We start from the raw sequence: 12,538 nt of genomic DNA on the forward strand, positions 1-12,538 counted from the left end.
TATCACAGAGAGCGAGTTGAGTTAATGACCAATCCGTTAATTATCAAGTTAGGCGGTGTGCTGCTGGACAGTGAAGAGGCGCTGGAGCGTCTGTTTACTGCGCTGGTCAGCTACCGTACCACGCATCAGCGCCCGCTGCTGATCGTTCACGGTGGCGGTTGCCTGGTCGATGAACTGATGAGCAAGCTGTCGCTCCCGGTGAAGAAGAAAAACGGATTACGCGTCACGCCCGCCGATCAGATCGACATTATCACCGGCGCGTTAGCGGGTACAGCGAACAAAACGCTGCTGGCCTGGTCGAAAAAACATGGCATTGACGCCGTTGGCCTGTGCCTGGGCGACGGCGGCAGTGTTGAGGTGGCGCAGTTTGATGATGAACTGGGCCACGTGGGGCTGGCAACACCGGGTTCTCCACGCCTGATTAATACGCTGCTGGGCGCGGGCTATCTGCCCGTAGTCAGTTCGATTGGCATTACAGCCGATGGCCTGCTGATGAACGTCAACGCCGACCAGGCCGCGACGGCACTGGCCGCCACGCTGGGTGCGGATCTGATCCTGCTCTCTGACGTCAGCGGAATTCTCGATGCCAACAAACAGCGTATCGAAGAGATGACGGCCGAGAAAGCCGAGCAGCTGATCGCCGACGGGGTGATCACCGACGGCATGATTGTTAAAGTGAATGCCGCACTGGAAGCCGCCCGCACGCTGGGTCGCCCGGTGGATATCGCCAGCTGGCGCCATGCTGAACAGCTGCCGACCTTATTTAACGGGGTGTCCATCGGCACCCGTATCCTCGCTTAATCAGAAACGTTTTCAAGGGATTATCATGCAAGACAAAAGCATCAAAAAAATCGTACTGGCTTACTCCGGCGGTCTGGATACTTCGGCCATCATTCCATGGCTGAAAGAGAACTACGGCGGCTGTGAAGTGGTGGCATTTGTGGCGGATATCGGCCAGGAGCGTGGCGATCTGGAAGGCGTTGAGCAGAAAGCGTTGCAGTCCGGTGCGTCAGAATGCCACGTGGTGGACCTGCGTGAAGAGTTCATCAGCGAGTACGTTTATCCGGTGCTGCAGACCGGTGCCCTTTACGAAGGCACCTACCTGCTGGGAACGTCTATGGCGCGTCCGATCATTGCGAAAGCCCAGGTTGAACTGGCGCTGAAAGTGGGCGCTGATGCTCTGTGCCACGGCGCAACCGGCAAGGGTAACGACCAGGTGCGTTTCGAAACCACCTACACCGCGCTGGCTCCGCAGCTGAAAGTGGTGGCCCCGTGGCGCGAGTGGAACCTGCGTTCCCGTGAAGCCCTGCTGGATTATCTGAAAGAGCGTAATATCCCGACCACCGCGTCGCTGGAAAAAATCTACAGCCGCGACGAAAACGCGTGGCACATCTCTACCGAAGGCGGCGTGCTGGAAAGCCCGTGGAATGCCCCGAACAAAGATTGCTGGGTGTGGACCGTCGATCCGCTGGAAGCGCCGGACCAGCCTGAGCAGGTGACTGTCTCCGTTGAGAAAGGCCGCGTGGTTGCCGTCAATGGCGAAGCGTTAAGCCCGTTCGGCTGCCTGGACAAACTGAATGCTATCGGCGCCCGTCACGGCGTCGGTCGTATCGATATTGTGGAAAACCGTCTGGTCGGCATCAAGTCCCGTGGCTGTTACGAAACCCCTGGCGGCACCATCATGGTGAATGCGCTGCGTGCGGTTGAGCAGCTGGTTCTGGACCGTGACAGCTTCAAATGGCGTGAGCAGCTGGGCCTGGAAATGTCCTATGTGGTTTACGACGGCCGCTGGTTCGCACCGCTGCGTAAATCCATTCAGGCATCCGCCGCTGCGCTGGCAGAAGAAGTGAACGGTGAAGTGGTGTTGCAGCTATACAAAGGCCAGGTGACGGCGATTCAGAAGAAATCGGCTAACAGCCTGTACTCTGAAGAGTTTGCTACCTTCGGTGAAGACGAGGTTTACGACCACCGTCACGCGGGCGGCTTTATCCGTCTGTTCTCGCTCTCTTCACGCATTCGCGCGCTGAACGAGAAAAAATAAGACTTTCGGGCGAGGCATGCCTCGCTCCTACAGGCATTCGTAGGGGCGGCACCTGTGCCGCCCTTATTACATTTTTTGAATGGAGTACTCAACATGGCACTTTGGGGTGGACGGTTTACGCAGGCAGCAGATCAACGTTTCAAGCTATTCAATGACTCACTGCGCTTCGACTATCGTCTGGCAGAGCAGGACATCATCGGTTCCGTTGCCTGGTCCAAAGCGCTGGTGACGGTCAATGTGTTAACCGCAGACGAGCAGCAGCAGCTGGAAGGCGCGCTGAATGTTCTGCTGGAAGAAGTGCGTGCGAATCCACAGCAAATTCTGGAAAGCGACGCTGAAGATATTCACAGCTGGGTGGAAGGCAAGCTGATCGACAAAGTCGGTTCGCTGGGCAAAAAGCTCCACACCGGCCGTAGCCGTAACGACCAGGTCGCCACCGACCTGAAACTGTGGTGCAAATTGCAGGTCAGCGAACTGCTGATCGCCACGCGCCAGTTCCAGCAGGCGCTGATCGCCACCGCAGAAGCGAATCAGGATGCGGTGATGCCGGGTTATACCCACCTGCAACGCGCTCAGCCGGTGACGTTTGCGCACTGGTGCCTGGCTTACGTTGAGATGCTGGCACGCGATGAAAGCCGCCTGCAGGATACGCTGAAGCGCCTTGACGTCAGCCCGCTGGGCTGTGGCGCACTGGCCGGAACGGCCTATGAAATCGACCGTGAGCAGCTGGCAGGGTGGTTAGGGTTTGCCTCAGCCACCCGTAACAGCCTGGATACCGTTTCCGACCGCGATCACGTGCTGGAACTGCTGTCTGACGCGTCGATCGGCATGGTGCACCTGTCGCGCTTTGCTGAAGATCTGATCTTCTTCAACACTGGCGAATCCGGTTTTGTTGAGCTGTCCGATAAGGTTACTTCCGGCTCTTCACTGATGCCGCAGAAGAAAAACCCGGACGCGCTGGAGCTGATCCGTGGCAAAGTGGGCCGCGTACAGGGTGCGCTGACCGCGATGAGCATGACGCTGAAAGGTCTGCCGCTGGCGTATAACAAAGATATGCAGGAAGACAAAGAAGGGCTGTTCGACGCACTCGACACCTGGTCTGACTGCCTGCATATGGCGGCGCTGGTGCTGGAGGGTATTCAGGTGAAACGCCCGCGCTGTCAGGAAGCGGCCGAGCAGGGCTACGCTAACTCAACAGAGCTGGCGGATTACCTGGTCGCCAAAGGCGTGCCGTTCCGTGAAGCGCACCATATTGTCGGTGAAACGGTAGTGGAAGCGATTAATCAGGGCGTGGCGCTGGAAGCGCTGAAGCTGTCCGATCTGCAGAAGTTCAGCAGCGTGATTGGCGAGGATGTTTACCCGATCCTGTCACTGCAATCCTGCCTTGATAAGCGTAATGCGAAGGGCGGCGTTTCTCCACATCAGGTAGCGAAAGCGATTACCGAAGCGAAACAGCGCCTGGCGTGATGGTGTTGTCGGGCTGACCTTCTTTTCCGGTCAGCCCGTCATGCGTGCAGGGGACGAGCGGAAAAAAGGTCGCCCCTGGATTTGTTATGCCGCGAAAAACTGCTCTAAATCATCGCTGCCGCCAATGTGGCGCCCGCCGATAAACACCTGTGGCACGGTGGCCCGGCCGGTCACGGCGCGCAGGCTGACGGTGGTTGCATCCTGGCCCAGCACAATCTCTTCAAACTGAATTCCACGATCGATCAGCATCTGTTTGGCTTTCGCACAGAACGGACAACCCGGTTTGCTGAACAGAGAAACGGATTCCTGTACTTTATATTCCGGCGCGACATAGCGCAGCATGGTATCGGCATCGGAGACTTCAAACGGGTCGCCCGGCTTGTTTGGTTCGACGAACATCTTTTCAACCACGCCGTTACGCACCAGCATTGAATAACGCCATGAACGCGGACCAAAGCCGAGGTCGGCTTTCTCGACCAGCATCTCCATGCCACGGGTGAAATCACCGTTGCCATCGGGAATAAAGGTGATGTTCCCGGCGCGCTGATCGGCTTTCCAGGCGTTCATCACAAAGGTGTCGTTGACCGATACGCAAAGGATACTGTCCACGCCATGTTGTCTGAACACGTCCGACAGCTCGTTATAGCGCGGCAGATGGCTGGAAGAGCAGGTAGGGGTAAAGGCACCCGGCAGTGAAAAAACGATCACCGTTTTGTCTTTAAACAGCTCATCAGTGGTGACGTCGACCCAGCTGTCGCCCTGACGCGTGTGAAAAGTGACCTGCGGGATAGATTTACCTTCCTGACTTGCAAACATAAAAGACCTCTTGTTAGCGGAATGGATCGCCGGTTTTCGGCACGGGCACATTATTCATATTCAGGCTTGATAGGGATAATCGTTGGTTGCTATGCTATCTATCGTCACGGGCTATCGTGCAACAGAGGGTTAAGATGAACATTCGTGATCTGGAGTATCTGGTTTCGCTGGCGGAGCATCGCCACTTTCGTCGTGCAGCCGATGCCTGCCATGTCAGTCAGCCAACGCTGAGCGGACAGATCCGCAAGCTGGAAGATGAGCTGGGTGTGATGCTGCTGGAGCGTACCAGCCGCAAAGTGTTATTCACCCAGGCGGGCCTGCTGCTGGTGGATCAGGCGCGTACCGTGCTGCGTGAAGTGAAAGTGCTGAAAGAGATGGCCAGTCAGCAGGGCGAGGCGATGTCGGGTCCGATGCATATCGGTTTGATCCCGACCGTGGGTCCCTACCTGCTGCCGCAGATTATTCCCACGCTGCATAAAACTTTCCCGAAGCTGGAGATGTATCTGCACGAAGCGCAGACTCAGCAGCTACTGGCGCAGCTCGACAGCGGCAAGCTGGACTGCGCCATTCTTGCACTGGTGAAAGAGTCGGAAGCCTTTATTGAAGTGCCGCTGTTTGACGAGCCGATGAAGCTGGCGATCTACGCCGATCATCCGTGGCACGAGCGCGATCGCGTGCCGATGTCCGATCTTTCCGGCGAAAAACTGCTGATGCTGGAGGATGGTCACTGCCTGCGCGATCAGGCGATGGGCTTCTGCTTCCAGGCCGGAGCCGATGAAGACACGCACTTCCGTGCGACCAGTCTGGAAACGCTGCGCAATATGGTGGCGGCGGGCAGCGGAATTACGCTGTTGCCATCGCTGGCAGTGCCGAAGGAGAGAGTACGCGACGGGGTGTGCTACCTGGATTGTTATAAGCCAGTACCACAGCGCACCATCGCGTTAGTGTATCGCCCCGGTTCACCCCTGCGCGGCCGCTATGAGCAGCTGGCAGAGGAGATCCGTGAGCATATGCAGGGCGTGATGAACCGCGATGCGTTAAAACAGGCGGTTTAAGCCGTTCAGCGCTGCGACCCGGTAGGCTTCCGCCATCGTTGGGTAGTTAAAGGTGGTATTTACGAAGTACTCGATCGTGTTGCCACCGTTTTTCTGTTCCATAATCGCCTGACCGATGTGGATGATTTCCGCAGCACGTTCACCAAAGCAGTGAATACCGAGGATTTCTTTGGTCTCGCGGTGGAACAGGATTTTCAGGCTGCCGACGTTCATTCCGACAATCTGCGCGCGCGCCAGGTGTTTGAACTGCGCACGCCCCACCTCGTACGGCACTTTCATCGCCGTCAGCTGCTGCTCGGTTTTACCCACAGAGCTGATTTCCGGAATGGTGTAGATGCCGGTTGGGATATCTTCAATCAGGTGTGCGGTGGCTTCACCTTTAATCATCGCCTGTGCGGCAATACGGCCCTGATCGTAAGCCGCAGACGCCAGACTTGGGTAGCCAATGACATCACCCACCGCGTAGATATGCGGCTGTGCCGTCTGGTACATGCTGTTCACTTTCAACAGGCCACGCCCGTCCGCTTCCAGCCCGACGTTTTCCAGCGACAGCGAGTCGGTATTCCCGGTGCGTCCGTTGGCGTACAGCAGGCAGTCTGCCTTGAGTTTTTTGCCGGATTTCAGATGCATGATCACGCCATCTGCCACCCCTTCAATTTTCTCAAACTCTTCGTTATGGCGGATAACCACGCCATTGTTCCAGAAATGATAGGAAAGTGAGTCTGACATTTCCTGATCGAGGAACGCCAGCAGGCGGTCGCGGGTATTGATCAGATCAACCTTGACCGACAGACCACGGAAAATAGACGCGTACTCACAGCCGATCACTCCGGCACCGTAGATAATCACGTGGTCCGGTTCATGGTGCAGGTTGAGAATAGAGTCGCTGTCATAGATGCGCGGGTGGGTAAAGTCGACATCCGGCGGATGATAAGGGCGTGAACCGCAGGCGATGACGAATTTGCCGGCAGTCAGGCGCTCAACGGTTCCATCGTGGCTTTCAATTTCGATGGTGTTGGCATCAATGAAGCGGGCGTCACCCTGGAACAGTTCACAGTGGTTACGCTCGTAGAAACCCTGACGCATGCGGGTTTGCTGACTAATGACGTTTTCGGTGTGGTTAAGAATGTCGGCAAAAGAAGAACGCAGAAGACGTGTATGGTCGCTATACAGTGGGTTCTGGTTAAACTCAATAATGCGGCTGACAGCGTGGCGCAGTGCTTTTGAAGGGATGGTTCCCCAGTGCGTACATCCGCCGCCGATATTGTGGTAACGCTCAATTACGGCAATGCGCGCTCCCTGTTTCACCAGACCCATTGCGGCACCTTCACCGCCAGGACCTGAACCAATAACAATGGCGTCGTAATCATAAGACTGTTGCATACCAATACGTCCTATTTCTTATACAATTTTACAACGAGATTCTAACATCTCGCGGCTCAGTTCCCAATTCTAACCGTACTTTTTGCCATCAATTAGCAAAATAGGGAGTTCACAGGCGGTCACAAAGTTTGACCCACTGTACGCTGAAATTTTTGCTATAGTGCCCACTTGCAGGCTAAACAGGCACAATTATGGGCGTCAGAGCGCAGCAAAAAGAACGTACACGACGTTCACTTATCGAAGCGGCATTTAGTCAACTCAGTGCCGAGCGTAGCTTTGCCAGCCTCAGTCTGCGGGAAGTTGCCAGGGAGGCCGGTATCGCCCCGACGTCATTTTATCGTCACTTTCGTGATGTAGATGAGTTAGGGCTGACCATGGTGGATGAAAGCGGCCTGATGTTGCGCCAGTTGATGCGCCAGGCACGCCAGCGGATTGCCAAAGGTGGCAGCGTGATCCGCACGTCGGTTTCTACTTTTATGGAATTTATTGGCGATAATCCCAACGCTTTCCGCCTTTTACTGCGTGAGCGATCCGGAACCTCAGCCGCGTTTCGTGCCGCTGTTGCCCGTGAAATTCAGCATTTTATTGCCGAACTGGCCGATTATCTGGAAGTTGAAAACCGTATGCCGCGCAGCTTCACGGAAGCGCAGGCAGAAGCGATGGTGATCATCGTATTTAACGCCGGTGCAGAAGCGCTGGATATTGACGCCGGACAGCGACGTCAGCTTGAAGAGCGACTGGTTTTGCAGCTACGTATGATCTCGAAAGGGGCATACTACTGGTATCGGCGCGAGCAGGAGAGGCTGGCGGTGACGCTGGAATCCAAAGACTAAGAGCCTGATGGGATAGGCTTTAAAAGGGTGGTGACATGAATTTAGCTACGGGCCGGGACAAGGGAACACTGTTGTTGACCTTTATTACCGGACTTTCGATCAACGGTTCCTTTTCTGTCCTGTTTAGTTCACTGGTGCCGTTTTCAGTTTTCCCGTTGATTACACTCGGCCTTGCCGTCTGGTGTCTGCATCAGCGTTACCTGAATCGAGCGATGCCTGACGGCATGCCCTCGCTGGCCGCCGCTTTTTTCCTGCTGGGTATTCTGGTGTACAGCGCCATCGTTCGGGCGGCCTATCCGGACATTGGCTCCAACTTTGTGCCGACCATCCTGATGGTGGTGGTGGTATTCTGGATTGCGATGAAATGGCGCGCGCGCAAAAATAGCCAGTAAAACAAGGCCGGACGACGAGTATCGCCCGGGCCTGCGCTAGCGGCGGGTGAGTAACACGCCGCACTCCATATGATGCGTGTACGGGAACTGGTCGAACAGCGCCAGGCGCGTAATCTCGTGGGTGGCTGACAGCGTGGCGAGGTTATCGCACAGCGTTGTCGGGTTGCAGGAGATATAAAGGATGCGCGGGTAAGCCTGTACCATCTTCACCGTTTCGTCATCCAGACCGCTGCGCGGCGGATCGACGAAAATGGTTTCACACTCATAGCTGGTCAGGTCAATGCCTTCCAGTCGTCTGAAGCTTCTCTCGCCGTTCATCGCCTGGGTAAACTCTTCTGCCGCCATGCGGATAATCTGCACGTTATCGATCTGATTTACGGCGATATTATATTGTGCCGAGGCGACTGACGGCTTGGCGATCTCGGTCGCCAGCACCCGACGGAAGTTGCGCGCCAGCGCCAGCGAGAAGTTGCCGTTGCCGCAGTACAACTCCAGCAGGTCGCCACTGGAATTGCGCGTGGTGTCCAGCGCCCACTCCAGCATCTGCACATTCATCGCCGCGTTCGGCTGAGTGAAGCTGTTCTCCACCTGGCGATAGGTCATCTCCCGGCCATCCACGGTCAGCCGCTCATCGACGAAATCCTGATCGAGACAGATTTTGGTTTTGGTGGCGCGACCAATCAGATGCAGATCGAAACCTTCCGCACGCAGCGCATCGCGCAGCAGCGTGGCTGCCTGCTGCCATTCTTCATCCAGCTTACGGTGATACAGCAGCGAGACCACTACCTGGCCGCTGACTGTGGAGAGATAATCGATCTGGAAAAGTTTAAAGCGCAGCGTCCGCTGGTCGCGTACCGCCTCAATCATACGGGGCATCAGGCGGTTAATCAGTTCGCTGGCCGCCGGGAAACTATCAACCCGGATGCGGTTGTGCGTCTCCTGATCGAAAATAATATGGTACAGGTCATCACCGTCATGCCAGATACGGAACTCGGCACGCATCCGATAGTGGCTGACCGGTGAACGGAAGACTTCGACATCGGGAGCGTTAAACGCAGACATCATGGATGTCAGTCGTGTCACTTTCTCGGCGAGTTGGTCATCGTATTGTTCAATTGGCAGCTGTTCGGGTGTCATGGTCATTCCTGAGTATTTGGCGATAATAGCCGGGCGATTGTAGGGATTCTTTAACTCATGTCCAGCGTTGTTCACTATTCGTCCATTATGGATGTCTGGATATCTGGACTTCTAACATATTTGTACATAAAATGCCGCTTCCGGCCTCCCAACGAGTTAAAAGGGAATCCAGTGTAAATCTGGAGCTGACGCGCAGCGGTATAGAATGTCGTGACAATAGCGTAACGCAGACACTGTCTCTGGACGGGAAGTCATTGCCACTCAACGATTCTGAGCCCGAAGACCTGCCGGTTAACGTCGCATTTCTTACGATCATCGCGTGCTATCGATCGTATGCCTGCGGCATCCTGCACCTCTTTCGGATGCTAGTTCATGCTTACAACAAAAAACACGCTGCTGGCGTTTAGCGCCACGGCTATTTCCCTCTGGGCGCAAAACGGCTTTGCACAGGACAGTGATAATCAACTGGTAGTGACGGCGAACCGTTTTGCTCAGCCGGTTTCGACCGTGCTGGCGTCAACCACGGTAGTGACGAAACAAGAAATTGACCTCTGGCAGTCCAAAAACCTGGTAGAGGTCATGCGTCGCCTGCCGGGTGTCAATATTGCTCAGAATGGCGGTATTGGTCAGAGTGCCTCAATGTATATCCGTGGTTCGGAAGCGCGCCACACTTTAGTCCTTATTGATGGCATCCCGATGGCTAAACCGGGGATTACCGGCAACCCTGATTTTAATCAAATCCCCATTTCTCTTATTCAGCGTATTGAGTTTATTCGTGGCCCGCGTTCAGCGGTATACGGCGCTGATGCGATCGGGGGCGTCATCAATGTCATTACACAAAATAGTGAGAACGCCGCCAGTATTACTGCTGGTCTGGGTTCAAACCACTATCAGGAATACAGCGGCAGCCTCAATCAGAATGTGACGGATAAAACGCGTGTGACGGTGGCGGGGTCCTATCAGGACACCAGGGGTTATAACATTCAGCCTGACACCGCTTATGCGACGGACCGCGATCGTGATGGCTGGAGCAATAAATCGTTCTGGGCCGGGGTCGAGCACCAGTTTAACCAGAACTTCTCCGGTTTTTTCCGCGGCTACGGCTACGGTGCGGGCAGCGATTATGATGCAGGTGCCCCGACCGGTCAGGATGAGCAGCAGATTTATAATCACAGCTACGATACCGGTCTGCGCTTTAATCTTGGTGACTACTCTTCGCAGCTGATCGCCAGCTATCAGAAGTACAAAGTCTGGAACTATGTCAGCAGTGAAGGGCGTTATGGTAACAACAACAGTCTTGATGACATGGAGCAGCGCAACCTGCAGTGGGGCAACTCCTTACGCGTCGGGCAGGGTATGGTCAGCGCCGGTCTGGACTGGCAGCAGCAAAAGCTGACCTCTAAAGGTTTACCTTTCGGTGCGGCAGAACAGGTTTCAGATGACTATAAGCAGGATAACACCGGGGCTTACTTAACGGCTCAGCAGCAGCTGGGGACAGTCACGTTAGAAGGTTCCGTGCGCGGTGACGATAACCAGGACTTTGGCACACACGGTACCTGGCAAGCGGCGGCTGGCTGGGAATTTGTTCCTGACTATAAAGTTACGCTCTCTTATGGCACGGGTTTCCAGGCGCCGACGCTGGCCCAGCTCTATGGACAGACGCGCTACGATATTGCCTCGAACCGCAATCTGAAGCCGGAAGAGTCAAAACAGTGGGAAGCCGGGCTGGAAGGTTTGACCGGGCCGTTAAGCTGGCGCCTGGCGGCCTATCGTAACCAGATCGACAATCTTATTGATTATGCTTCCGATCCGGTCACTTTCGCTGGCGGCTATTACAATATTAAGGCCGCCACGTTGAAAGGGGTGGAGTGGACGGGCGAGTTTGATACTGGCCTGTTCCATCATCAGATTACGCTGGAATACCTGGATGCGCGTCGTGATTCTGACGATGAAGTTCTGGGACGCCGTGCTAAGCAGCAGGCTAAATATCAGATCGGTTTCAACGTTTACGATTTCGATGTGGATGCGATTTATCAGTACGTTGGTAAACGCTTTGATAACAACACCAGTGAGTTCACGTCGGAGCAACGTCGTTTACCGGGTTACAGCACGGTGGATCTCGCCGTTTCGTATCCAGTCACATCCCATCTCACCGTTCGTGGTAGAATTGCCAACCTGTTCGATAAAGATTACGAGACAGCGTATGGCTATGAAACCCCTGGACGGGAATACTACCTCAGCGGCAGCTACAACTTCTAAAGGCCGCCCCACCGTGCTGGTGTTTGACTCCGGCGTCGGTGGGCTTTCAGTCTATGATGAGATCCGCAAACTTTTGCCGGATCTCCATTATCTCTACGCTTTCGATAACGTCGCTTTCCCTTATGGCGAAAAGTCGGAAGCATTTATCGTTGAGCGCGTGGTGGCCATTGTTGAAGCGGTCACCCGTCGCTATCCCCTTGCTCTGGTGGTGATTGCCTGTAACTCGGCAAGTACCGTGACGTTACCTGCTCTGCGTGAGCGCTTTGCGTTTCCGGTTGTCGGTGTCGTTCCTGCGATTAAGCCCGCGGCGCGTCTGACGCGCAACGGCGTGGTGGGCCTGCTGGCGACGCGGGGTACGGTAAAGCGTCCTTATACTCATGAGCTGGTGGCGCGTTTTGGCAGTGAGTGTAAGACCGAGATGCTGGGGTCGGCTGAGCTGGTGGAGCTGGCGGAAGCTAAGCTGCATGGTCAGCCTGTAGCTATAGAAGACGTAAAACGTATTCTGCAACCGTGGCTGCGTATGCAGGAGCCGCCGGATACCGTAGTGCTGGGCTGCACACACTTTCCGCTTATCAGTGAGGAGCTGCAGCAGGTGCTCCCGGAAGGTACCCGTTTAATTGATTCTGGTGCAGCTATTGCCCGTCGTACTGTGTGGTTGCTGGAAAATGAGTCCCCTGAGGCTTTTTCCCCGGATGAGAATATGGCGTTTTGCATGGACATCACGGAACAGGCAGTACAATTAATGCCCGTTTTACAACGCTATGGCTTCGGAAAGCTCGAAAAACTGACCCTTCCAGGGACTTTAGCGTAAAAAAACGCCACTCAGAAAGTTTTTTGCAATTTGCCCTTGTCAGCCGCCAGAAAATCCCTATACTGCGCCTCCACTGACACGGAACAACGGCTTACAGGCCACCGGGTCAGCAGCGTCAGGTAACTGATAGCGCCGGAAAAACTTCTCAAAAAGAAGTTGACTCCGAAGGAGGAAAGCGTAATATACGCCACCTCGCGACAGGAAGCTCCGGCACTGTTCGCAACGCTCTTTAACAATTTATCAGACAATCTGTGTGGGCACTCGCAGGATTGATATCAGTCACCTCCGGGTGACAAAAAATATCAAGTCTTAAGAGTGAACACATAATGAAATTCATTATGACG

11 protein-coding genes and 1 riboswitch are annotated in these 12,538 nt (G+C 55.0%); of the genes, 8 read left to right on the top strand and 3 right to left on the bottom strand.

All coding sequences use genetic code 11. The features are described from left to right. Window positions 1-24 precede the first annotated feature (24 nt). The 3 genes from argB (at window position 25) to argH (ending at window position 3,508) form a co-directional block, all read left to right on the top strand. Window positions 25-801, top strand: coding sequence for an acetylglutamate kinase (gene argB / locus ABEH87_RS19080; RefSeq protein WP_346578653.1), 777 nt, complete (start codon window positions 25-27; stop codon window positions 799-801). A 25-nt stretch (window positions 802-826) separates the two neighbouring features. Continuing rightward, window positions 827-2,041, top strand: a complete 1,215-nt coding sequence (locus ABEH87_RS19085) for an argininosuccinate synthase (protein WP_154754177.1) — start codon at window positions 827-829, stop codon at window positions 2,039-2,041. Between the two features lie 93 nt (window positions 2,042-2,134). Further along, window positions 2,135-3,508, top strand: coding sequence for an argininosuccinate lyase (gene argH, locus ABEH87_RS19090; RefSeq protein WP_346578655.1), 1,374 nt, complete (start codon window positions 2,135-2,137; stop codon window positions 3,506-3,508). An 84-nt stretch (window positions 3,509-3,592) separates the two neighbouring features. On the opposite strand, the gene ABEH87_RS19095 is transcribed toward argH, so the two are convergent. Beyond that, on the bottom strand, window positions 3,593-4,324 hold the full coding sequence (locus ABEH87_RS19095; protein WP_346578657.1) for a glutathione peroxidase: 732 nt from the start codon (window positions 4,322-4,324) through the stop codon (window positions 3,593-3,595). Window positions 4,325-4,458: 134 nt separating this feature from the next. On the opposite strand from ABEH87_RS19095, the gene oxyR reads away from it, so the two are divergent. Next, window positions 4,459-5,379, top strand: a complete 921-nt coding sequence (oxyR, locus tag ABEH87_RS19100; RefSeq protein ID WP_346578658.1) for a DNA-binding transcriptional regulator OxyR — start codon at window positions 4,459-4,461, stop codon at window positions 5,377-5,379. Here oxyR and sthA read toward each other — a convergent pair. Then, window positions 5,362-6,762, bottom strand: coding sequence for a Si-specific NAD(P)(+) transhydrogenase (gene sthA / locus ABEH87_RS19105; protein WP_346578660.1), 1,401 nt, complete (start codon window positions 6,760-6,762; stop codon window positions 5,362-5,364). The two genes, oxyR and sthA, sit on opposite strands and share 18 nt — an antisense overlap. Before the next feature lie 191 nt (window positions 6,763-6,953). Between sthA and fabR the strand changes: the two genes are divergently transcribed. Together fabR and ABEH87_RS19115 are read left to right on the top strand one after the other, a co-directional pair. Then, window positions 6,954-7,595 carry an HTH-type transcriptional repressor FabR gene (fabR, locus tag ABEH87_RS19110; protein ID WP_346578662.1) on the top strand — a complete coding sequence of 214 codons (642 nt, stop codon included), beginning with the start codon at window positions 6,954-6,956 and terminating at the stop codon, window positions 7,593-7,595. A 35-nt stretch (window positions 7,596-7,630) separates the two neighbouring features. Further along, the gene (locus tag ABEH87_RS19115; protein ID WP_346578664.1) at window positions 7,631-7,987 is read left to right on the top strand and encodes a YijD family membrane protein; all 357 of its coding nucleotides are present in this window, start codon (window positions 7,631-7,633) and stop codon (window positions 7,985-7,987) included. A 36-nt stretch (window positions 7,988-8,023) separates the two neighbouring features. On the opposite strand, the gene trmA is transcribed toward ABEH87_RS19115, so the two are convergent. Continuing rightward, window positions 8,024-9,124 carry a tRNA (uridine(54)-C5)-methyltransferase TrmA gene (gene trmA, locus ABEH87_RS19120; protein ID WP_346578666.1) on the bottom strand — a complete coding sequence of 367 codons (1,101 nt, stop codon included), beginning with the start codon at window positions 9,122-9,124 and terminating at the stop codon, window positions 8,024-8,026. Between the two features lie 124 nt (window positions 9,125-9,248). Next, a riboswitch (cobalamin riboswitch) is annotated at window positions 9,249-9,431 on the top strand. Between the two features lie 65 nt (window positions 9,432-9,496). On the opposite strand from trmA, the gene btuB reads away from it, so the two are divergent. Continuing rightward, window positions 9,497-11,383: a TonB-dependent vitamin B12 receptor BtuB gene (gene btuB / locus ABEH87_RS19125; RefSeq protein ID WP_346578667.1), complete on the top strand. Its 1,887-nt coding sequence runs from the start codon at window positions 9,497-9,499 to the stop codon at window positions 11,381-11,383. After that, window positions 11,328-12,194, top strand: a complete 867-nt coding sequence (gene murI / locus ABEH87_RS19130) for a glutamate racemase (protein ID WP_346578668.1) — start codon at window positions 11,328-11,330, stop codon at window positions 12,192-12,194. The genes btuB and murI overlap by 56 nt, the downstream gene beginning before the upstream one ends. Window positions 12,195-12,538: the final 344 nt, after the last annotated feature.

This window comes from Erwinia sp. Eh17-17 (genome assembly GCF_039675725.1).
Classification (GTDB): domain Bacteria; phylum Pseudomonadota; class Gammaproteobacteria; order Enterobacterales; family Enterobacteriaceae; genus Erwinia.

What these genes read in the sequence shown, in the direction of transcription:
- trmA (WP_346578666.1), bottom strand. Translation starts at nt 9,124, where the DNA reads ATGACACCCGAACAGCTGCCAATTGAACAATACGATGACCAACTCGCC.
- argH (WP_346578655.1), top strand. Translation starts at nt 2,135, where the DNA reads ATGGCACTTTGGGGTGGACGGTTTACGCAGGCAGCAGATCAACGTTTC.
- ABEH87_RS19095 (WP_346578657.1), bottom strand. Translation starts at nt 4,324, where the DNA reads ATGTTTGCAAGTCAGGAAGGTAAATCTATCCCGCAGGTCACTTTTCAC.
- argB (WP_346578653.1), top strand. Translation starts at nt 25, where the DNA reads ATGACCAATCCGTTAATTATCAAGTTAGGCGGTGTGCTGCTGGACAGT.
- fabR (WP_346578662.1), top strand. Translation starts at nt 6,954, where the DNA reads ATGGGCGTCAGAGCGCAGCAAAAAGAACGTACACGACGTTCACTTATC.
- oxyR (WP_346578658.1), top strand. Translation starts at nt 4,459, where the DNA reads ATGAACATTCGTGATCTGGAGTATCTGGTTTCGCTGGCGGAGCATCGC.
- ABEH87_RS19085 (WP_154754177.1), top strand. Translation starts at nt 827, where the DNA reads ATGCAAGACAAAAGCATCAAAAAAATCGTACTGGCTTACTCCGGCGGT.
- btuB (WP_346578667.1), top strand. Translation starts at nt 9,497, where the DNA reads ATGCTTACAACAAAAAACACGCTGCTGGCGTTTAGCGCCACGGCTATT.
- murI (WP_346578668.1), top strand. Translation starts at nt 11,328, where the DNA reads ATGGCTATGAAACCCCTGGACGGGAATACTACCTCAGCGGCAGCTACA.
- ABEH87_RS19115 (WP_346578664.1), top strand. Translation starts at nt 7,631, where the DNA reads ATGAATTTAGCTACGGGCCGGGACAAGGGAACACTGTTGTTGACCTTT.
- sthA (WP_346578660.1), bottom strand. Translation starts at nt 6,762, where the DNA reads ATGCAACAGTCTTATGATTACGACGCCATTGTTATTGGTTCAGGTCCT.